Origin of the sequence: Neisseria canis (assembly GCF_900636765.1) — a bacterium.
Taxonomy (GTDB): Bacteria; Pseudomonadota; Gammaproteobacteria; order Burkholderiales; family Neisseriaceae; genus Neisseria; species Neisseria canis.
In genome coordinates, this window is sequence record NZ_LR134313.1 from 120,074 (window position 1) to 138,786 (window position 18,713).

The 18,713-nt window shown below is 51.6% G+C and carries 17 protein-coding genes; 12 read left to right on the forward strand and 5 right to left on the reverse strand.

Translation table 11 applies throughout. The annotated features are described in order from the left end of the window. Window positions 1–27 precede the first annotated feature (27 nt). From menA to EL143_RS00590, 3 genes are all read right to left on the reverse strand, one after another. Window positions 28–945, reverse strand: coding sequence for a 1,4-dihydroxy-2-naphthoate octaprenyltransferase (menA, locus tag EL143_RS00580; RefSeq protein ID WP_085416370.1), 918 nt, complete (start codon window positions 943–945; stop codon window positions 28–30). Window positions 946–1,001: 56 nt separating this feature from the next. After that, window positions 1,002–3,881: an Rne/Rng family ribonuclease gene (locus tag EL143_RS00585; protein ID WP_197719605.1), complete on the reverse strand. Its 2,880-nt coding sequence runs from the start codon at window positions 3,879–3,881 to the stop codon at window positions 1,002–1,004. Window positions 3,882–4,173: 292 nt separating this feature from the next. Beyond that, window positions 4,174–4,473, reverse strand: coding sequence for a hypothetical protein (locus tag EL143_RS00590; protein WP_085416371.1), 300 nt, complete (start codon window positions 4,471–4,473; stop codon window positions 4,174–4,176). Window positions 4,474–4,518: 45 nt separating this feature from the next. Between EL143_RS00590 and EL143_RS00595 the strand changes: the two genes are divergently transcribed. Beyond that, window positions 4,519–5,505, forward strand: a complete 987-nt coding sequence (locus tag EL143_RS00595) for an RluA family pseudouridine synthase (RefSeq protein ID WP_085416372.1) — start codon at window positions 4,519–4,521, stop codon at window positions 5,503–5,505. 81 nt (window positions 5,506–5,586) lie between these two features. On the opposite strand, the gene EL143_RS00600 is transcribed toward EL143_RS00595, so the two are convergent. After that, window positions 5,587–6,030, reverse strand: coding sequence for a hypothetical protein (locus tag EL143_RS00600; RefSeq protein WP_126326472.1), 444 nt, complete (start codon window positions 6,028–6,030; stop codon window positions 5,587–5,589). 223 nt (window positions 6,031–6,253) lie between these two features. Between EL143_RS00600 and EL143_RS00605 the strand changes: the two genes are divergently transcribed. Beyond that, the gene (locus EL143_RS00605) at window positions 6,254–6,907 is read left to right on the forward strand and encodes an HAD-IA family hydrolase (RefSeq protein WP_085416412.1); all 654 of its coding nucleotides are present in this window, start codon (window positions 6,254–6,256) and stop codon (window positions 6,905–6,907) included. A 93-nt stretch (window positions 6,908–7,000) separates the two neighbouring features. Next, window positions 7,001–7,996 (forward strand): S49 family peptidase, encoded by a 996-nt coding sequence (locus tag EL143_RS00610; protein WP_085416374.1) that lies wholly within the window; start codon window positions 7,001–7,003, stop codon window positions 7,994–7,996. Between the two features lie 97 nt (window positions 7,997–8,093). On the opposite strand, the gene rnhB is transcribed toward EL143_RS00610, so the two are convergent. Further along, window positions 8,094–8,684 carry a ribonuclease HII gene (gene rnhB / locus EL143_RS00615; protein ID WP_085416413.1) on the reverse strand — a complete coding sequence of 197 codons (591 nt, stop codon included), beginning with the start codon at window positions 8,682–8,684 and terminating at the stop codon, window positions 8,094–8,096. A gap of 199 nt (window positions 8,685–8,883) precedes the next feature. On the opposite strand from rnhB, the gene pyrH reads away from it, so the two are divergent. From pyrH to EL143_RS00660, 9 genes are all read left to right on the forward strand, one after another. Further along, window positions 8,884–9,603: a UMP kinase gene (gene pyrH / locus EL143_RS00620; RefSeq protein WP_085416376.1), complete on the forward strand. Its 720-nt coding sequence runs from the start codon at window positions 8,884–8,886 to the stop codon at window positions 9,601–9,603. 248 nt (window positions 9,604–9,851) lie between these two features. Beyond that, the gene (locus EL143_RS00625) at window positions 9,852–10,799 is read left to right on the forward strand and encodes a DUF4424 family protein (RefSeq protein WP_232001310.1); all 948 of its coding nucleotides are present in this window, start codon (window positions 9,852–9,854) and stop codon (window positions 10,797–10,799) included. A 136-nt stretch (window positions 10,800–10,935) separates the two neighbouring features. After that, window positions 10,936–11,493: a ribosome recycling factor gene (frr, locus tag EL143_RS00630; protein ID WP_085416378.1), complete on the forward strand. Its 558-nt coding sequence runs from the start codon at window positions 10,936–10,938 to the stop codon at window positions 11,491–11,493. 51 nt (window positions 11,494–11,544) lie between these two features. Then, window positions 11,545–12,291: an isoprenyl transferase gene (locus EL143_RS00635; protein WP_085416379.1), complete on the forward strand. Its 747-nt coding sequence runs from the start codon at window positions 11,545–11,547 to the stop codon at window positions 12,289–12,291. A 3-nt stretch (window positions 12,292–12,294) separates the two neighbouring features. Continuing rightward, window positions 12,295–13,089 (forward strand): phosphatidate cytidylyltransferase, encoded by a 795-nt coding sequence (locus tag EL143_RS00640; RefSeq protein ID WP_085416380.1) that lies wholly within the window; start codon window positions 12,295–12,297, stop codon window positions 13,087–13,089. A 105-nt stretch (window positions 13,090–13,194) separates the two neighbouring features. Next, a complete protein-coding gene (ispC, locus tag EL143_RS00645) occupies window positions 13,195–14,382 on the forward strand; it encodes a 1-deoxy-D-xylulose-5-phosphate reductoisomerase (RefSeq protein WP_085416381.1) in 1,188 nt (395 codons plus the stop codon). A 9-nt stretch (window positions 14,383–14,391) separates the two neighbouring features. After that, the gene (gene rseP, locus EL143_RS00650) at window positions 14,392–15,735 is read left to right on the forward strand and encodes an RIP metalloprotease RseP (protein ID WP_085416382.1); all 1,344 of its coding nucleotides are present in this window, start codon (window positions 14,392–14,394) and stop codon (window positions 15,733–15,735) included. Window positions 15,736–15,740: 5 nt separating this feature from the next. Next, window positions 15,741–18,155, forward strand: a complete 2,415-nt coding sequence (bamA, locus tag EL143_RS00655; protein WP_085416383.1) for an outer membrane protein assembly factor BamA — start codon at window positions 15,741–15,743, stop codon at window positions 18,153–18,155. 40 nt (window positions 18,156–18,195) lie between these two features. Next, entirely contained in the window at window positions 18,196–18,702 is a 507-nt protein-coding gene (locus tag EL143_RS00660) for an OmpH family outer membrane protein (protein WP_085416384.1), read from the forward strand. Window positions 18,703–18,713: the final 11 nt, after the last annotated feature.

Below are 18,713 nucleotides of genomic sequence, written 5' to 3' on the forward strand. Positions count from 1 at the left end.
CATCAAAACAAGCTGTTTTTTCCGCACTCAATCCGCCGCTGCCAGCCACAAACAGGCCACCCACACCAGCACCGAAATGCTCCACTTCGGCAAAAGCCTGTCCAAAGCCTTAATGCCTGTCTGAAACACTTGATAAAGATGAATGCCCGAAAGCAGCGCAAGCATGATATTCAGACAGGCATAGGCCGTACCGTCGAACACATGCGCCAACCACACCAGCCACAAAACAAAAGCGGTGCCGCACATCACAGCATGGTAACGCTTGGCACCCGCCGGCCCCAAACGCGCAGCAACCGTCATTTTTCCCGCAGCCAAATCATCATCCATATCGCGCATATTGTTCAGATTCAGCACCATGCTGCACCATAAGCCCAATGCCGTTGCCGGCAGTAAGGACCAGCCTTGCAGCGCGCCTGTTTGCAGATATTCGCTACCGAGCACGCCCAGCCAGCCGAAAAACACCAGCACCGCCAAATCGCCCCACCCTGCATAACCGTAAGGCTTACTGCCCGCGGTGTAACCGAATGCCGCGGCAACTGCCGCAGCGCCCAAGCCCAGCCACAGCAGCCACATGCCAAAGCCATGCCGCCCAATCGCAGGCAGCGCCTGCGCCAGCAGCGCCATGCCGCTGACGCAACACATCCCGGCCGCAAACAGCAATGCTCGACGCATCGCCTGTTGGGTAATCCGCCCCGAAGCCACCATCCGCGGCGGCTGTTTATCCGCCTTATCCACACCGTGGCAGGCGTCGCCATAATCGTTGGCCAGATTACTGAACGCCTGCAAAGCAACCGCAGTCAGGCAACACAGCAATGTAACCGAACCATCATGCCGTTGATCCAATTTCGCCAGCAAAGCGCCGCATAAAACAGAGGCTGCCGCCAAAGGCAAAGTTCGGATGCGTAAAGCAGCCAGCCAATCACATAGGGAAGCAGTATTTTTCATATCAAACAAATGCCTGTCTGAAAAATTTCAGACAGGCATTCCATATCGAACCGCGGTTATGACGAAGTGGTTTCCACTTGCTGTAAAGGTTCGCCGGCTTCCGAATCCTGCGCGGCAGGGCGCGGAACATCGGAGCGGCGGCGGCCTTTCGGCAGCTCGGGCTGTTCGGCTTGCGCAGCGGCGGCCAGAGCAGAATTATCGGTTTGCACCAACACCAAACCGCCTAAGTCCAATTCGGGCTTTTTGCTCTTCGGTGCAGCCGCTTTCCGCTTCGGTTTCGCAGGCGTATCCTGCTTGGGTTCGGGTTGTTCAGCTTGCGGTGCGGTTTCTCCCGCCGCCACTTCCACCTCTCCCAGAATCAGGCGCACGGCTTCTTTCACTTTTGCACTGCTTTGAGCAATGATAGCAGCATCTTCGTCCTCTTCAAGCGCAAACAAAACAGACACGGAAGCAGGCACATCTACCACAGGTTCGGGAATCGTAATAACCAGCGGGGCATTGGAAACCTCTTCCTCAAAACCCGTTACCGAAACCACCACCGGCGCCGCTTTGTTTTCACCAAACACATGGGCCACGGCATCGCGCACCCGGTCGCCGACAGCCGCAATCATCAGATTGCGCTCGATTTTCTCGGCTGAAGGAATGTTGCGTTTTTTCTCACCGCGTCCGCCTCGGCGGTCATTCGAGCGGTTGCGTTCGTTACGCTCGCGGTTATTGCGGCGCTGTTTGTCGGCATTTTCGGCCTTGGCTGTTTGCTCCGCCTTGTTGCCTTTGCCTGCTTTGGCGGTTTTTTCTGCCGCAACGTTCCCAACCGCTGCATCATCCGCCATAGCAGCCTTCTTAACTGCATCAACCGCTTCGGTTTGCGCCGGCACCTGTACCGCCGGAACCGCATCCTCATGATTGCGCCCTTTGCGGTTATTGCGGCGGCGGTTGTCTTGCTGTTCGTTCTGAACGGCTTTCACAGTTTCGTCCGTTACCGAATCACGCGGTTCGTTGCGCTCTTTACGGTTGTCGCGGCGCTCCTGATTACGCTCTTCCTTGCGGTTGCTTTGACGGCGGTTTTGCGGCTGCTTCGCTTGCTCTTGCGCGCTTGTTTCCTCACGGTTTTTATCGCCGCTCTCGGCATCTGCATCGGCATGACGGGCGGCATTACGGCGGTTGCCGCCGCGGCGCCCGCTATGCCGGCTGTTTTTCATATTGCGGCGGCTGTTGCCTTTACGCTGCGGCTCGGGCTTGGCTTCTTCTTTCTTGCCGCCGCCGAACAGGCCTTTAAACCAAGATTTAAAGTTATCCCACCAGGAATCTTTTTTCTCTTCAACCACCGGCGCAGGCTGATCGTGGCGCACGCCTTTTACCGCAGGTTCCGGGCGCGCGGCTTTGGTTGCTTTATTGGCCGCAAAGGGCACGGTGTCTTCTTTTTCCGGCTCTGCCACGCGTTTATAGCTCGGCGCCGCATCTTCGTCCACATCGTCAACCCGCACACGGGTTACTTCATAATGCGGATTCTCCAAATGAATATTGGGTATCAGCACCACCGAAACATCCAAACGCTCTTCCATGCCAAACAATTCGGCACGCTTCTCATTCAGTAGGAAGGTTGCCACATCCACCGGAACTTGTGCATGCACTTCGCCGGTGTTGTCTTTCATCGCCTCTTCCTGAATGATGCGCAACACATGCAGCGCAGTCGATTCGATGCCGCGGATAACGCCCGTACCCGCGCAGCGCGGGCAGGCAATATGACTGCTTTCGCCCAAAGCGGGTTTCAAGCGCTGGCGGGAAAGCTCCAGCAGGCCGAAACGGGAAAGTTTGCCCATCTGAACACGGGCGCGGTCTTTCTTCAAAGCATCGCGCAACACGTTTTCCACATCGCGTTGGTGCTTGGGGTTTTCCATATCGATAAAATCGATTACCACCAAGCCGCCCAAATCGCGCAAACGCATCTGGCGCGCCACTTCTTCGGCCGCTTCCATATTGGTTTTGAAAGCCGTGTCTTCAATATCGGCGCCGCGTGTAGCGCGGGCGGAGTTCACATCAATCGAAACCAGTGCTTCGGTGTGGTCGATAACAATCGCGCCGCCGCCGGGCAGGCTCACGCTGCGTGAAAACGCGCTTTCAATCTGATGCTCGATTTGGAAACGGGAAAACAGGGGCGTGTGGTCTTGGTAAAGCTTCAACCGCCCGACATTGCTCGGCATCACATAGCTCATGAATTCCGAAACCTGATCATGCACTTCCTGATTATCCACCAGAATTTCGCCGATGTCGGGTCGGAAATAGTCGCGGATGGCGCGTATCAGCAGCGAGCTTTCCATAAACAAAAGATACGGCTCTTGATGCGCTTTGCCCGCTTCTTCAATCGCCTGCCACAATTGCAGCAAATAATTGAAATCCCATTGCAATTCTTCAACGCTTCTGCCGATACCTGCCGTGCGGGCGATCAGGCTCATGCCGCGCGGCACGTCCAATTCCGCCATTGCCGCTTTCAACTCTTGGCGCTCGTCGCCTTCGATGCGGCGCGACACGCCGCCGCCGCGCGGATTGTTCGGCATCAAAACCAGATAGCGTCCGGCCAGGCTGATGAAAGTGGTTAAGGCCGCGCCTTTATTGCCGCGCTCGTCTTTTTCCACCTGCACGATAACCTGCATGCCTTCTTTGAGCACATCCTGAATGCGCGCACGACCGCCTTCGTAGTCTTGAAAATAGGAACGGGAAACTTCTTTGAACGGGAGAAAGCCGTGGCGGTCGGTGCCGTAGTCAACGAAACATGCCTCCAACGACGGTTCGATGCGGGTAATCACACCCTTATAGATATTGCCTTTACGCTGCTCTTTACCCAGCGTTTCGATGTCCAAATCCAGCAGGGTTTGGCCATCCACAATCGCCACGCGCAGCTCTTCGGCTTGCGTGGCATTGAACAACATGCGTTTCATTTTATTATAACCTCTTGGTTTTAAATATTTTTTAAAACCCAATAAGGCACTATTACGAAGCGCGTAACCAGTATTTGGACTTTGCTTCCGCAAGTGTTCATGCCTGTCTGAAAAATATGAAGGCCGGTGGTTTGTATGGTTTGTTCAAACGGCGGCGGCATGTGCGGATGTTAATTAAAGAAGGAAAATAAAGAACGATAGGCTGCGTGTGAGCCTGCCGGGCGGAACCCGGTATGTTTACGGTGCCGTTGCGGGATAAATCCAGCCGCCAACGACACTCCGAATAGAGCCATCAACTTCTTAAATTATTATTTGAGCGGTCTTCCGCCCGAAGCGGCGTTGTGTTTAACGTCTTACGGCTGTAGCGGCTGCCATGCTCAAATTTTAAGTCAAACTTAATTACTGTGTCCGGCTGTCGGGCTTGGCGGCAAGCCGGAAGAAATGCTTTGTAGAGTGCGTTTTTAATATAAAATAGCCTACCAAACCCTGAATCAAACTGGATTTTTATCATTCGGCGCGCTTGTGCTCTGATTACTCCCGAGGCTTTCGGCTTGGCCGTTGCAGTAGCGGATACAGGTTTGGTATCAATCAATTAACCTGCCTGTTTTAAAAGCAGGCTTGCGGATTATATTAGAAAATGCCTGTAATTAGCAAAGACTTAGTCAACCATTTGAATATTTCTGAAAATGATGCGGGGCAACGCCTTGATAACTTTCTGTTTAAAGTTTTGAAAGGCGTGCCCAAGAGCCATGTTTTGCGCATTATCCGCGCCGGCGAAGTACGTTTGAACAAGAAGCGCTGCAAGCCTTCCGACCGTATCGAAACAGGCGATATTCTGCGCATTCCCCCGGTGCGCACGGCTGAAAAGCAGGCCCGGCCTGCGCAAACCGTGCCGGCGCGCGAGTTTGACATTGTTTATGAAGACGATGCCATGCTGGTGGTGAACAAGCCTTGCGGCGTGGCGGTTCACGGCGGCAGCGGGGTGAGCTTCGGCGTAATCGAACAAATCCGTCGCGCCCGCCCCGAAGCCAAATATCTGGAACTGGTGCACCGCCTCGACAAAGACACCAGCGGCTTGCTGATGATTGCCAAAAAGCGCAGCGCGCTGGTCAGGCTGCACGAAGCCATCCGCAACGACCATCCGAAAAAAGTTTATCTCGCGCTGGGTGTAGGCAGGCTGCCGAACAATAAATGCCATGTCAAGCTACCGCTGTTCAAATATACCGGCGCGCAGGGCGAAAAGATGGTGCGCGTGAGCGAAGACGGCCAATCCGCCCACACCATCTTGCGCGTGCTCAACCATTTTTCAGGCGCAACGCTGCACCGGATAGGCCTGTCTGAACTGACTTTGGCGGAAGCCACTTTAAAAACCGGCCGCACCCATCAAATCCGTGTGCATATGCAGTCGCAACACTGCCCCATCGCCGGAGACGAGCGCTACGGCGACTATCAGGCCAACAAACGCCTGCAGAAGCTGGGCTTGAAAAGAATGTTTCTGCACGCCGCGGAGCTGCACCTCAACCACCCGCTGAGCGGAGAGAAACTGCTGCTTAAGGCGGAATTGCCGAAGGAGCTTCAGCAATTCCTGATGCTGCTGAGCAAGGCTGAAACTGAGGGTTGTTAAACCGCTCCCTATAAAACAATGCCTGTCTGAAAAACTTTTCAGACAGGCATTTTTAGGAATCCAAACCACGGCCGACGGGCTTTATCGCCAGACCAAATACAACAACCTAGCCAAAAACGCCGCTACCAACAAAGCCAATACCGCATATTCCATCCAGCGCATAAACCGCCCAACCAAGCGGTAACACCTGCGCGGCAAATAGCAAACCGCCACCTCGAGCAGCAATCTGAATCCGAAACACAATATCGCCGCAAACAAAATCTGCTCGGCCAAACCGGCAAACCGCACAACGCCGCCGAATTTACCGGGCACCCAAATCCCTTTTCCGGCATACCCCCGATAAGCATAAAGCATCGCCGCAGCAGCGACCGCAACATAAATCAATCTGCGCCTTAAAGACAAACGGTTTTCGGTATAGGTTGCATCCGCCGCCTGAACGCTCCTGTCCCATTTTGTCAACACAACCGTTCCCAGCACAATCAACAGCGGCATACTGATCAACATGGCCAACACCAGCAACAACATTCCCATCTTCCCTTTAAATATCAGAACCATTTGCCTGCTTAAAATTATAGGCAACACCAATGCCTGTCTGAAACCTTTCAGACAGGCATTTCCATCCGCCGCCCAACCGGTTGAAAACAAAAAGTATATAATACCGCCGAAAAACCATCTGACATCCCCCCGCAGGCACAGCGCAGCCAATCCGCCGCCCCTGCCCGTTCCCTACCACAACCTTACAACCGCCATGCCTCCAAAACTGATTATTTTCGACTGGGACGGCACCCTCGCCGACACCACCTTCCCCATCATCCTAACCATGCAGCACGCCTTTGCCGAATGCGGTCTCGACATACCGGCGGAAGCAGCCGTCCGCCCGCTGATCGGCAAAAGCCTTGCCGGCATCATCCACACGCTGGCGCCCGACCTGCCTGCAGAGCGGATCGAACACATCGCCTATGTTTACACCCGCAGCTACCTCAATCCCAACAATCAAAACATGAAGCTCTTCAGCGATGCCGTTGCCTGTCTGAACACATTGAAAACACAAGGCTACTGGCTGGCCGTGGCCACAGGCAAGGGCCGCACCGGCCTCAATCAGGCAATCGCCCAAACCGGCACCGCCGGTTACTGGCTGGCCACCCGCTGCGCCAGCGAATGCCCGCCCAAACCTGCGCCCGACATGGTTTGGGAAATCTGCGACGAATTAGGCCTCACGCCCGCAGAAGCCTTGGTAGTGGGCGACACCGTTTACGATTTGGACATGGCTGCCAACGCCAAAGCCCGCGCCGTCGGCGTGGCCACCGGTGCCCACACGATTGACCAGCTTCAAAGCGCACCCCATCTAGCCATACTGAAATGCCTGTCTGAATTACCCGGCTTTCTCGACACCCTGAAATAAGGCGGCCAAACCGTAAAAGTTGCAGCGAAACTTTTCAGACAGGCATAAAGTCCCTACAATAACACCACTCAACTTATTGGATAATCAGTATTTATGTCATACAAAATCAGCCGAGACAACGACCAAACCCCGCCGATTGGCGACAATCCGCAAGAAAACTGGGAGCGCAACACCCTGCGCGCCGTATTGCTTGAAGCCTATAAAGAACAACGCAGCGCCCGCAATTGGCGCAACTTTTGGCGTTGCGTATGGGCTTTGCTCCTTGTATCTTTTATTGCCGCCATCATGAGTTCGTGCAATCCGAAAAGCGAACACAAAAGCAGTATGCGCAGCGAACACACCGCCGTGATCAACCTCGAAGGCATCATCGGCGGCCCTTACAGCGACCAAGTGGCCATGCTGCGCGACGGCATGGAAGCCGCTTATGCCAATCCGAAGGTAAAAGGCATCATCATCCGCGCCAACAGCCCCGGCGGATCGCCTGTGGTTTCCAATTCGGCGTTTAACGAAATCCGCCGCCTTAAAGCCGAACACAAAAACATTCCGGTTTACGTTGTAGCCGAAGATGTGTGCGCGTCCGGCTGCTACTACATCGCCGCCGCAGCCGACAAAATTTATGCCGACCCGGCCAGCATAGTGGGCAGCATAGGCGTGATCAGCGGCAGCTTCGACTTTACCGGCCTGATGGACAAACTGGGCATCAAGCGCCGCCTCTACACAGCCGGCAGCAACAAAGGCTTCGGCGACCCGTTCTCACCGGAAACGCCCGAACAAAAAGCCATTTTGGAAAAAATGCTGCAGGAAATCCACAAGCAGTTTATTTCAGCCGTGAAGTCCGGCAGAGGTTCACGTTTGAAAGAAAAAGATTTTTCTGAAATTTTCAGCGCACGCGTCTATACCGGCGCCGAAGCGAAAACCGTTGGCTTGATTGACGATTTCGGCAGCGTGTACAGCGTATCCCGCGATGTGATCAAAGCGCCCGAGCTGGTGGACTACACGCCTGATGAAGATTTCAACCTGCTGCTCAGCCGCCATTTAGGTTCGGAAATCGCCGGCAAAATCGAGCAGGTTTTTGACCGTGTATGGTAAGCAACGATTCGGCTAGCCGATAAAAAATGCCTGTCTGAAAAAATTTTTCAGACAGGCATTTAAGTCTTCATAGCCAACCTACTTACATAAAACAATATCATTCAAACAGCTTCCCCTGCGCCAACAAAGCTTTAACCGGCGCAAAGCCGCTACGGTGCTCCGGCAACGCCCCGTATTGACGCAAAGCAGCCAAATGCTCGGCCGTGCCGTAGCCTTTGTGGCGCTCAAACCCATATTGCGGATAGCGTTCCGCCAGAGCATACATCTCCGCATCGCGCGCCGTTTTGGCAAGTACCGAGGCTGCCGAAATCTGCATGATTTTGCTGTCGCCCTTCACCACCGCCTCCGCCTCAAAACCCAAATCCTGCGGAATCCGGTTGCCGTCAATCAACACATAATCCGGCGGCACATCCAAACCCTGCACCGCACGTTTCATCGCCAGCATAGTGGCATGAAGAATATTCAGACAGGCAATTTCCTGCACACCCGCCGAAGCCACACACCAAGCCACCGCCTGCGCCTTAATCAGCAAAGCCAGCTCATCACGCTTTTTTTCAGTCAGTTTTTTCGAGTCGGTCAAGCCCGCCAAGCGGCAATCCTCAGGCAATATTACCGCCGCCGCAAAAACGCTGCCGACCAAAGGCCCCCTGCCCGCTTCGTCCACGCCGGCCACCAGCTTTTGCATCATCATTATCCTGTATCCTGTTTATCGTTTATTAAAACCGCCTATTGTAAACCCCTCGCGCGCCGCCGCAAAATCAAGCCCGGCAAAAAGGAAAACAACAAGCAAAAATCCTGCGCCAAACCACCAAAAAAACGCAGCCTTTACGGCTCGAAAAGCGTATAATATCGCCGTTTGAATTCCAAAAGCATAAGAGAGTACCCCCATGACCCAAGCAACCAAATACAAACGCGTACTGCTGAAACTTTCCGGCGAGGCCCTGATGGGCAACGACCCCTTCGGCATCAACCGCGACACCATCATGCAAATCGTCAGCCAAATCAAAGAAATCACCGACATGGGCGTGCAAGTCGGTGTGGTTGTCGGCGGCGGCAATATTTTCCGCGGCGTATCCGCCCAAGCAGGCAGCATGGATCGTGCCACAGCAGACTACATGGGCATGATGGCAACCGTGATGAACGCTTTGGCATTGAAAGACGCTTTCGAATCACTAGGCGTAAAAGCCCGCGTACAATCCGCACTCTCCATGCAGCAAATCACCGAAACCTACGCCCGCCCGAAAGCCATCCAATATTTGGAAGAAGGTAAAGTGGTTATTTTCGCCGCAGGTACCGGCAACCCGTTCTTCACCACCGACACGGCGGCTGCCCTGCGCGGCGCGGAAATGAACTGCGATATCATGATGAAAGCCACCAACGTCGACGGCGTTTACAATGCTGACCCGAAAAAAGACCCTTCCGCCGTACGCTACCAAACCCTTACATTTGACGAAGCACTGATTAAAAACCTGAAAGTAATGGATGCCACCGCATTCGCCCTGTGCCGCGAACGCAAACTGAACATCGTGGTATTCGGTATCAGCAAAGAAGGCGCCCTCAAACGCGTTATCCTCGGCGAAGACGAAGGCACCTTGGTTCATAATTAACTGCCGGCCGGTTACACAACGGTGGGATTTCATACCGAACTGCAATTTATAAGGCAGCAGATGAAATTTCACACCGGCAAACCGTAAAGAGCGTGTCGTCAGATACATACGGCACGCTCTAAACTTACACAGCAACACCTTGATTCATTTAAATTAAAATAAACGATATCCGCCATACGGCTGCGCCCAACAGATATTTACAAACAGGAAATACCATGAGGATACGCCTGCTACTTGCCGCATCACTAATGACACCGCTTATTGGGCAGGCCAACGACAGCTCCAGCTTTATCGGCACAGGCGGCATTGAATATCTGAAAAACCCGCACATCAGTATGCTGAGCGAAGATTTATATATCAGCAAACAACAAATCCGCGTGGCTTACCAGCTCAAAAATCAAAGCAAACAGGATATCCACGAAACCATACTGTTTCCCCTACCGATATTGGAGCGCTTTTACGATAGTGATTTTGCCGATACGGCCGCACTTGTTAAAAGCTTTAAAGTTCAAGTTAACGGCCAAAATTTACAGCCCGACATCCATGTGCGCGCCTTCATGCATCCGCATACCCCTCAAGGCGCCAAAACCGGCAAGCCGGTTGATGTAACCGAATCACTGAAAAAATGCGGCTTCAGCGATACGGAATTGATGGCTCCCTGGACTGAACACCCCCCCAACCTGCAACTATATGAAAAACTAAGCCGGTGCGATAATCCGAAAATACGCAAATTAACAGCTGCCCGCAATCCGCAAGAAGACACCTCCGAGATTTCCCCATGGGCCTCGCAAATCATTTACAGCTGGCGGCAAACTTTTAAAGCAGGCTCAATAACCGAGGTTAAGCACCAATACACCCCGCTGGTAGGCAGCAGCGTTCACTTCGATGCACGAAAAAATAAAGAAAACGCCTTTTATACCTCCTACTGTATTGATGACAATTTCCGCCGTAAAATGAAAGCCGGTGGAAAAAATTATCCGGCCCACCGCGCATTAAGCTATATACTGACAACCGGTGCCAACTGGGCGGGGCCCATCGGTAGATTCACGCTCACCATCGAGCGCGATCCCAACGAATTGGTATCGCTATGCTGGGATAAATCACTGAAAAAAGTCGGTGCAAACCACTTCCGTGCCGTTAAACACCATTTCACACCCACACGGGATTTAGACATTATATTTGCCGAAGGCATCTAACCGCGGCTAGAATAAGCCGATTAACACAAACAGCCGGATATACCGACGCAGCCGAACCTGCATCCTATCCGTCCCTTCCATTCCCTCCCGGCCTTACGGTTGGGCAAATTTAAGCATTTTTTAAAGAGAACCCGATATGATTAATGACATTCAAAAAAGCGCCGAAAGCAAAATGCAGAAATCTTTGGAAGTATTGAAAGACAACCTGGCCAAAGTACGCACCGGCCGCGCCCATACCGGCCTGCTCGACCAAGTGGACGTTGAATATTACGGCAGCCCCGTACCTGTAAGCCAAGTAGCCAATGTTACCCTGCTCGACGCGCGCACCATCGGCGTGAAAGTGTATGAAAGCAATATGGCCGCCGCAGTAGAAAAAGCCATCCGCGATTCCAACCTCGGCCTGAACCCTGCCGCCATGGGCGATGTCATCCGCGTACCCATGCCCATGCTCACGGAAGAGCGCCGCAAAGATTTGATTAAAGTGGTGCGCGGCGAAGTGGAAGAAGGCCGTGTCGCCATCCGCAATGTGCGCCGCGATGCCAACACCGAAATCAAAAACTTGCTGAAAGACAAAGAAATCTCGGAAGATGAAGCGCGCCGCGCCGAAGAAGCCATTCAAAAGCTGACCGACAAATATATCGCCGAAACCGATAAAACGCTCGCAGCCAAAGAAGAAGACCTGATGGCTGTTTAAGCCGCTTATTCCAATCCCTTTTCAGACAGGCCTGCCTGAAGGAGCGCCACCGTGAAGAGCAGCACCCAAACCATTCTGGAATATACTCAGATTCCCCGCCACATCGCCATCATTATGGATGGTAACGGCCGCTGGGCAAAAAAGCGTCTGCTGCCCCGGGTAATGGGGCACCAGCGGGGGCTTAAGGCCTTAGAAAACCTATGTAAAGAATGCGCCCGGCTGGGTGTTCAATATCTGACCGTTTTCGCGTTTTCCACCGAAAATTGGCGCAGGCCTGAAGAAGAAGTGTCTTTCTTGATGGGTTTGTTTTTGCAGGCATTGAAGAAAAAAGTGCAAAAAATGCACAAACACGGCTTGCGTCTGAAAGTGATTGGGGAGCGCAGCCACTTCAATGCCGAAATCCGTCAAGGCATTGAAGAAGCGGAAGCGCTTACCTCAGGCAACACCGGCCTCACACTGGTTGTAGCCGCCGATTACGGCGGCCGCTGGGATATTCTTCAGGCAGCCAACAAAGCCTTAAAAGCAGGCAAAACCGAGCTGACCGAAGCCGACCTGGCCGAGCATCTGATGCTGGCGGAAGCTCCCGAACCGGATTTATTCATCCGAACCGGCGGCGAAACCCGAATCAGCAACTTCCTGCTTTGGCAAATGGCCTATGCCGAATTTTATTTCACCGAAACATTGTGGCCGGATTTTGATTCCGACGCATTCAACGCAGCCATTGCCTCATTTCAAAAGCGCGAGCGTCGGTTCGGCCGAACGTCAGAGCAATTACCGGCAGACCAGCAACGGAATTAAACCATGTTACAACGCATTATTACCGCGCTCGTCCTGCTGCCCTTAATGATGGGCATGCTGTTTTACGCACCGAATAGCCTGTGGGCTTTTTTCTGCGGGTTAATCTCCATAATCGCCCTGTGGGAATACAGCCGTTTGTGTAAAATGCCGTTCAACCAAAAAATGCCCTATCTGGCCGGAACCGCTTTATTCATGCTGTTCGCCCATTTAGGCGGCTGGCAGCTCCCTAATCTCGCATGGTGGATGGTGTTGGCTTTCTGGTTAGTGGTGATGCCTTTATGGCTCAACAACAAATGGGCACTGCCTAATGATTGGAAAGGCTTGGCTGTCGGCTGGATGCTGATGCTGCCTTTTTGGTTTGCCCTCGTTGGCTTGCGCCCCGAGCCGGAAGCCGCCTTGCCCCTTTTGGCCGTAATGGGTTTGGTATGGGTTGCTGACTCGTTTGCCTATTTTATAGGCAGGGCATACGGCAAACGCAAAATCGCGCCTGCAATCAGCCCGGGCAAAAGCTGGGAAGGCGCCGCCGGCGGCATAATATGTGCCATAATTTATATGCTCCTGGTTCGCAACGCCGGCTGGCTTGGGTTTGAAACCACATGGCTGGGAGCCGCCGCTATTGCCGCGATTTTAACCATTGTCAGCATTTGCGGCGATTTACTGGAAAGCTGGCTCAAACGCACCTCAGGCGTGAAAGACAGCAGCAATCTGCTCCCCGGCCACGGCGGCGTGTTTGACCGGACGGATTCGCTGCTTGCCGTATTAAGCGTTTATGCCGCCATCAATTTTCTGTTTGCCTGACTTTCAGACAGGCATAGCGTCAAGCTCTGCAATGCCTGTCTGAAAACATAACAACAAAACCATTCGGACACAGCAAGCGACATGCCTGTCTGAAAACGAACCAACATCATGAAACAAACTCTAACCATACTTGGTGCAACCGGCAGCATCGGCGTCAATACGCTCGACGTGATTGCCCGCCACCCTGAAAAATTCGAAGTTTTCGCACTGGCAGGCCATCGCCAAGTGAGCAAACTGGCTGAACAATGCCGCACTTTCCGCCCCAAATTTGCCGTTGTCGCGGATGAAGCCTGCGCCAAAGAGCTGGATGCCTGTCTGAAAGCAAGCCGCACAGCCACTGAAGTCTTGTTCGGCGGGCAAGCATTGATTGATGTTGCCGCCGCTCCTGAAGTAACCGGCGTTATGGCCGCCATTGTAGGTGCTGCCGGATTGCCTGCCACATTGGCTGCCGCAGAAAAAGGCAAAACCGTTTATCTGGCGAATAAAGAAACTTTGGTTGTTTCCGGCTCACTCTTCATGGAAACCGCCGAAAAATCGGGTGCAAAAATACTGCCCATTGATAGCGAACATAATGCTATTTACCAAGTTTTGCCCGAACATTACACAGATAATCCGCACAAGCACGGAATTCAGTCTATCATTCTGACCGCCTCAGGCGGCCCTTTCTTGGAGGCTGATTTAAATACGTTTGATAACATCACCCCTGCCCAAGCGGTAAAACACCCCAACTGGAGCATGGGCAAAAAAATCTCGGTTGATTCGGCCACGATGATGAACAAAGGGTTGGAGCTGATTGAAGCACATTGGCTGTTCCAATGCCCGCCTGAAAAGCTGGAAGTGGTTATCCACCCGCAAAGCGTAATCCACAGCATGGTGCGCTATCTTGACGGTTCGGTATTGGCACAAATGGGCAATCCGGATATGCGTACACCCATTGCATATTGCCTAGGCTTGCCGGAGCGCATAGAGGCAGGTGTAAAGCCTTTAGATTTCAGCAGCTTGAGCAACCTGACATTTAAAACACCGGATTTCAGCCGCTTCCCCTGCCTCAAACTGGCTTACCAAGCCATGCAGACAGGCGGCAGCGCACCCTGCGTTCTAAACGCAGCCAATGAAATCGCCGTCGATGCTTTTTTGGCAGAAAAAATCCGTTTCACCGATATCGCCCGCGTGGTAGCACATTGTTTGTCACAAAACTCTTCCAGCGATAGCAGCAGCATTGAAAGCCTGCTGGCACAAGACAAGCAAACCCGCGCCGAGGCAACACAGTTTATTGCGGCAATGCGCCGCTAGGAGTTTGATTTGCTGACCATTATTGCCTTTTTAGCGGCAATCCTGCTATTAGTAAGCCTGCACGAATTCGGCCATTATTTTGTTGCGCGCCGATGCGGCGTCAAAGTATTGCGCTTCAGCGTAGGCTTCGGCAAACCTTTCTATACCAAAAAAATCGGCGACACCGAATGGTGCCTCGCACCAATTCCGTTGGGCGGCTATGTTAAAATGGTCGACTCCCGCGAGGGTCATGTTGCCGAAAAAGATCTGCCCTATGCATTCGACCAACAACACCCCGCCAAGCGCATCGCCATCGTTGCAGCCGGCCCTATTACCAATTTGCTATTGGCCGTTTTATTGTTCGGATTGAGTTTTTCGTTTGGCGTTACCGAAATCAAACCTTTTATAGGCACGGTAGAAAAACACAGCATTGCCGACAAAGCCGGTTTTCGTGAAGGTGATTTGATTTTAAGCGTTAACGGAGAAACCGTTAAAGACTGGGCGGACGCCCGAACAAAAATCACATTAAATTTAGACGCCGGAAAAGTTGACATCCAGGTCGTCGACAACCAAAATCAGCCTGCCCTGCGCCAGATTGATATTGCCGGTACCCCGGAAGCATCACTGGTTGCCAAACGCAACGGCTATATCGGCTTAGATGCTGCAAAGCGTTCAAACCTGATTGGCAAAATCAAAGAAAACAGCCCTGCCGATAAGGCAGGATTGAAAAAAGGCGACCTTATTGTTTCCGTTGACGGTAAAATGACGCCTTCATGGCAAGATTGGAGCGCAATAGTACAAAACAGTCCCGGTCAGAAACTGATGTTGGGCGTTGTGCGTAACGGTCAAAACCTGCAAATTGCCATCCGCCCCGACTCTCAAGAAACACGTAACCGCAACCGCTTGGTAGGCTTTATTGGCGTTTCTTCCGACATCGACAAAGCTTGGGAAGAAAAAATCAGCCGCAAATACACCCCTTCGGTAAGCCAAGCTTTCAAAATGGGTTGGGACAAAACCGTAGAATTTTCAACGTTAACAGCAAAATTTTTCGGCAAGCTGCTGACAGGCCAAGCTTCTATTAACCATATATCCGGCCCTTTAACAATTGCTGACGTAGCCGGTAAAACAGCCGCTATCAGTATGCAGGCTTATTTAGAATTTTTAGCCTTGGTGAGTGTCAGCTTAGGCGTTTTGAATTTCATGCCTGTTCCCGTGCTTGACGGCGGTCATTTAGTGTTTTATACCCTAGAGTGGCTGCGCGGCAAACCTTTGAGCGAACGAGTGCAGATGATGGGCATACGTATCGGTATTACCGCTATGTTGATGCTGATGCTGCTGGCCTTCTTTAACGATATTACCCGTCTGTTTGGATAGAGTTTATGAAACTGAAAAAGATTACCGCTGCTTTAGTATTAATGGGGATTGCTCCGCTGGCCCTAGCCGATTTCACCATTAGAGACATCCGCATCGAGGGCTTGCAAAGTACCGAGCCGGTAACAGTGTTCTCTTATCTGCCTGTAAAAGTGGGCGATACATTTACCGATGCTCGCGGAGAAGAAATTGTCAAAGAGCTTTATGCTACCGGTTTCTTTGACGACGTTCGCGTAGAAACCATGGGCGATCAGGTTCTGCTGACTGTAATTGAGCGTCCCACCATCAGTGAGCTGACCATTACCGGCGCAAAATCGCTGCCGGCTGACGCCATCAAGAAAAATTTAGCTTCCTTCGGTTTGGGCCAGTCCCAACCTTTCAGTCAGGCCAAACTCAATCAGGCAGTAAGCGGCTTGAAAGAGGAATATGTTAACCGCGGCAAACAAATGGTCAATATTACGCCAACCGTTAACAAACTGGCTCGTAATCGTGTATCAATCGACCTCAAAATCGAAGAAGGCAAAACCACTAAAATTGCAGATATCCGTTTTGAAGGCAATGAGAAATATTCAGACCGCCGCTTGCTCAGACAAATGTCGCTCAGCGAAGGCAGCATGTGGAGCTGGTTGACCAAAAGCAATCAATTTAACCAAGAAAAATTCAACCAAGACATGGAGCGCCTGAGCGATTTCTACCAAAACAACGGTTATTTTGACTTCCGCATTTTAGATGCAGATGTACAAACCGCTGAAGAAGATAAGGCCAAGCAAACCATTACAGTCAAACTGCATGAAGGCGAACGCTATCGTTGGGGCAATGTAACCATCGAAGGCGATACGAATGAAGTGCCTAAAGAAGACTTATACAAATTGCTGAAAATGAAAGAAGGCAAATGGTATGAGCGCGAACTGATGGTGCAAAGCCTTCAAGACATTCAAAATGCCATGGGTAGCGCCGGTTATGCATACAGCGAAGTAAACGTACAGCCGCGCCCAAATCCGGAAACAGGCAAAGTTGACTTTGTTTTGCTCGTTGATCCGGGCCGCAAAGTTTATGTAAATGAAATCAACATTACCGGCAACAACAAAACGCGAGACGAAGTCATCCGCCGCGAACTGCGCCAATTGGAATCCGCGCCTTATGATTCTTCCAAGCTGCAACGCTCAAAAGAGCGCGTGGAGCTGCTGGGTTATTTTGACAATGTGAAGTTTGATGCGAAACCGGTAGAAGGAACGCCCGACCAAGTCGATATAGATATGAGCGTTGAAGAACGCTCAACCGGCTCGTTGGATTTAAGCGCAGGCTGGGTACAGGACACCGGCTTGGTCGTGTCTTTCGGTGTGGCACAAGATAATCTGTTTGGTACAGGCAAATCTCTTTCCGCCCGCTTATCCCGCAGCAAAACCACTAAAAATGCTTCTTTGTCATTTACCGATCCTTATTTCACGCCCGACGGCATCAGCTTAGGCTATGATTTATACGGTAAAATCTATGACCCGAGAAAATCCGACACCACAACCCGCCAGCAATACAAAACCACTACATTCGGTGCAGGTGTCCGCACAGGCATTCCGGTTACCGAGTACGATCGAATCAACTTAGGCTTGGCGCCGGAGCATTTTAAAGTAAACACCTATGAAAATGCACCGAAGCGCTATCGTGATTTTGTAAAAGAATATGGCAAACTTAATAATGAAAGCACCGGCGAAGGTTCATTCAGCGGCTGGACTTTGAAAGGCACTCTGGGCTGGGGTCGCAATAAAACCGATAATGCATTATGGCCGACCCGCGGTTACTTGACGGATGTGAATCTTGAAGCCGGTTTGCCGGGCGGTGATTTGCAATACTACAGCCTAACCCATAATCAAAAATGGTTTTTCCCTTTAAATAAAAACCTTACCTTGATGTTGGGAGGCAATATCGGCTATGCCGACGGTTACAGCAAAACTAAAGAGTTGCCTTTCTTTGAAAATTTCTATGGCGGCGGTTTAGGTTCTGTGCGCGGTTATGAGAGCGGCACGCTAGGCCCGAAAGTTTATGACCGTGAAGGTGACAAAGTAAGCTATGGCGGTAACAAAATGGTGGCAGGCACGGCTGAACTCCTCTTCCCATTCCCCGGCGTAAAAGACAGCCGTACTGTGCGTTTAAGCTTATTCGCTGATGCAGGCAGTGTGTGGGATGGTAAAACCTACAACGATGACAGCAGCGATAGGCGCCATACCGACAACACGCCGCAAAACGTTTATGGTTTGGGCAACACCCATAAGTCGACATTCAAGGAAGAGCTCCGTTATTCCGCAGGCGCGGCTGTCACTTGGATTTCACCATTAGGCCCGATGAAATTCAGCTATGCCTACCCGATTAAGAAAAAACCGACTGATGAAATCCAGCGTTTCCAATTTCAGTTGGGTACCACATTTTAGAAATAACATAAAACCAAATTTAAGATATAAAGGTTGATTAATGAGTAGAATCCATTCCGTTTCCCGCATTACGGCAGCTTTGGTGTTAAGCTGCTGTATGGCAGGCGGTGCTTTGGCCGAGGGCGTTCAAAAACTTGGATTTATTGATACTGAACGAGTATATCGCGAATCCAAACAAGCCCAACGTATTCAAACTTCCCTGGAAAGCGAGTTTGCCTCGCGCCAAAACAAATTGCAGAAAATGCAGCAAGAAGGCGAAGCATTGGAAAAACGCTTGGCTTCCGGTCAAATACCCGAAACAGAACGGGAAGCTGCGGTAAAAAAACTGACAGACATGATTCAGGAATTCCGCTTGGAGCAAGCGAAACTTACTGAAGATTACAATCTGAGCCGCAACGAAAAATTTGCAGCATTACAGCAAAATGCCAACCGCGTCATCATTGACCTGGCGAAAAAAGAAGGATACGACCTGATTATCCAAGATGCCGTTTATGTAACCGGGAAGTTCGACATTACCGACCAGGTTATCAAGCTGCTGAACAAATAGTTTTCAGACAG

Excerpts from the sequence above, each read along its gene's own strand:
- EL143_RS00595 (WP_085416372.1), top strand. The coding sequence starts at position 4,519 with ATGCCTGTAATTAGCAAAGACTTAGTCAACCATTTGAATATTTCTGAA.
- EL143_RS00625 (WP_232001310.1), top strand. The coding sequence starts at position 9,852 with ATGACACCGCTTATTGGGCAGGCCAACGACAGCTCCAGCTTTATCGGC.
- rnhB (WP_085416413.1), bottom strand. The coding sequence starts at position 8,684 with ATGATGCAAAAGCTGGTGGCCGGCGTGGACGAAGCGGGCAGGGGGCCT.
- EL143_RS00640 (WP_085416380.1), top strand. The coding sequence starts at position 12,295 with ATGTTACAACGCATTATTACCGCGCTCGTCCTGCTGCCCTTAATGATG.
- EL143_RS00610 (WP_085416374.1), top strand. The coding sequence starts at position 7,001 with ATGTCATACAAAATCAGCCGAGACAACGACCAAACCCCGCCGATTGGC.
- EL143_RS00605 (WP_085416412.1), top strand. The coding sequence starts at position 6,254 with ATGCCTCCAAAACTGATTATTTTCGACTGGGACGGCACCCTCGCCGAC.
- EL143_RS00600 (WP_126326472.1), bottom strand. The coding sequence starts at position 6,030 with ATGTTGTTGCTGGTGTTGGCCATGTTGATCAGTATGCCGCTGTTGATT.
- EL143_RS00660 (WP_085416384.1), top strand. The coding sequence starts at position 18,196 with ATGAGTAGAATCCATTCCGTTTCCCGCATTACGGCAGCTTTGGTGTTA.
- frr (WP_085416378.1), top strand. The coding sequence starts at position 10,936 with ATGATTAATGACATTCAAAAAAGCGCCGAAAGCAAAATGCAGAAATCT.
- EL143_RS00585 (WP_197719605.1), bottom strand. The coding sequence starts at position 3,881 with ATGAAACGCATGTTGTTCAATGCCACGCAAGCCGAAGAGCTGCGCGTG.
- menA (WP_085416370.1), bottom strand. The coding sequence starts at position 945 with ATGAAAAATACTGCTTCCCTATGTGATTGGCTGGCTGCTTTACGCATC.
- bamA (WP_085416383.1), top strand. The coding sequence starts at position 15,741 with ATGAAACTGAAAAAGATTACCGCTGCTTTAGTATTAATGGGGATTGCT.
- pyrH (WP_085416376.1), top strand. The coding sequence starts at position 8,884 with ATGACCCAAGCAACCAAATACAAACGCGTACTGCTGAAACTTTCCGGC.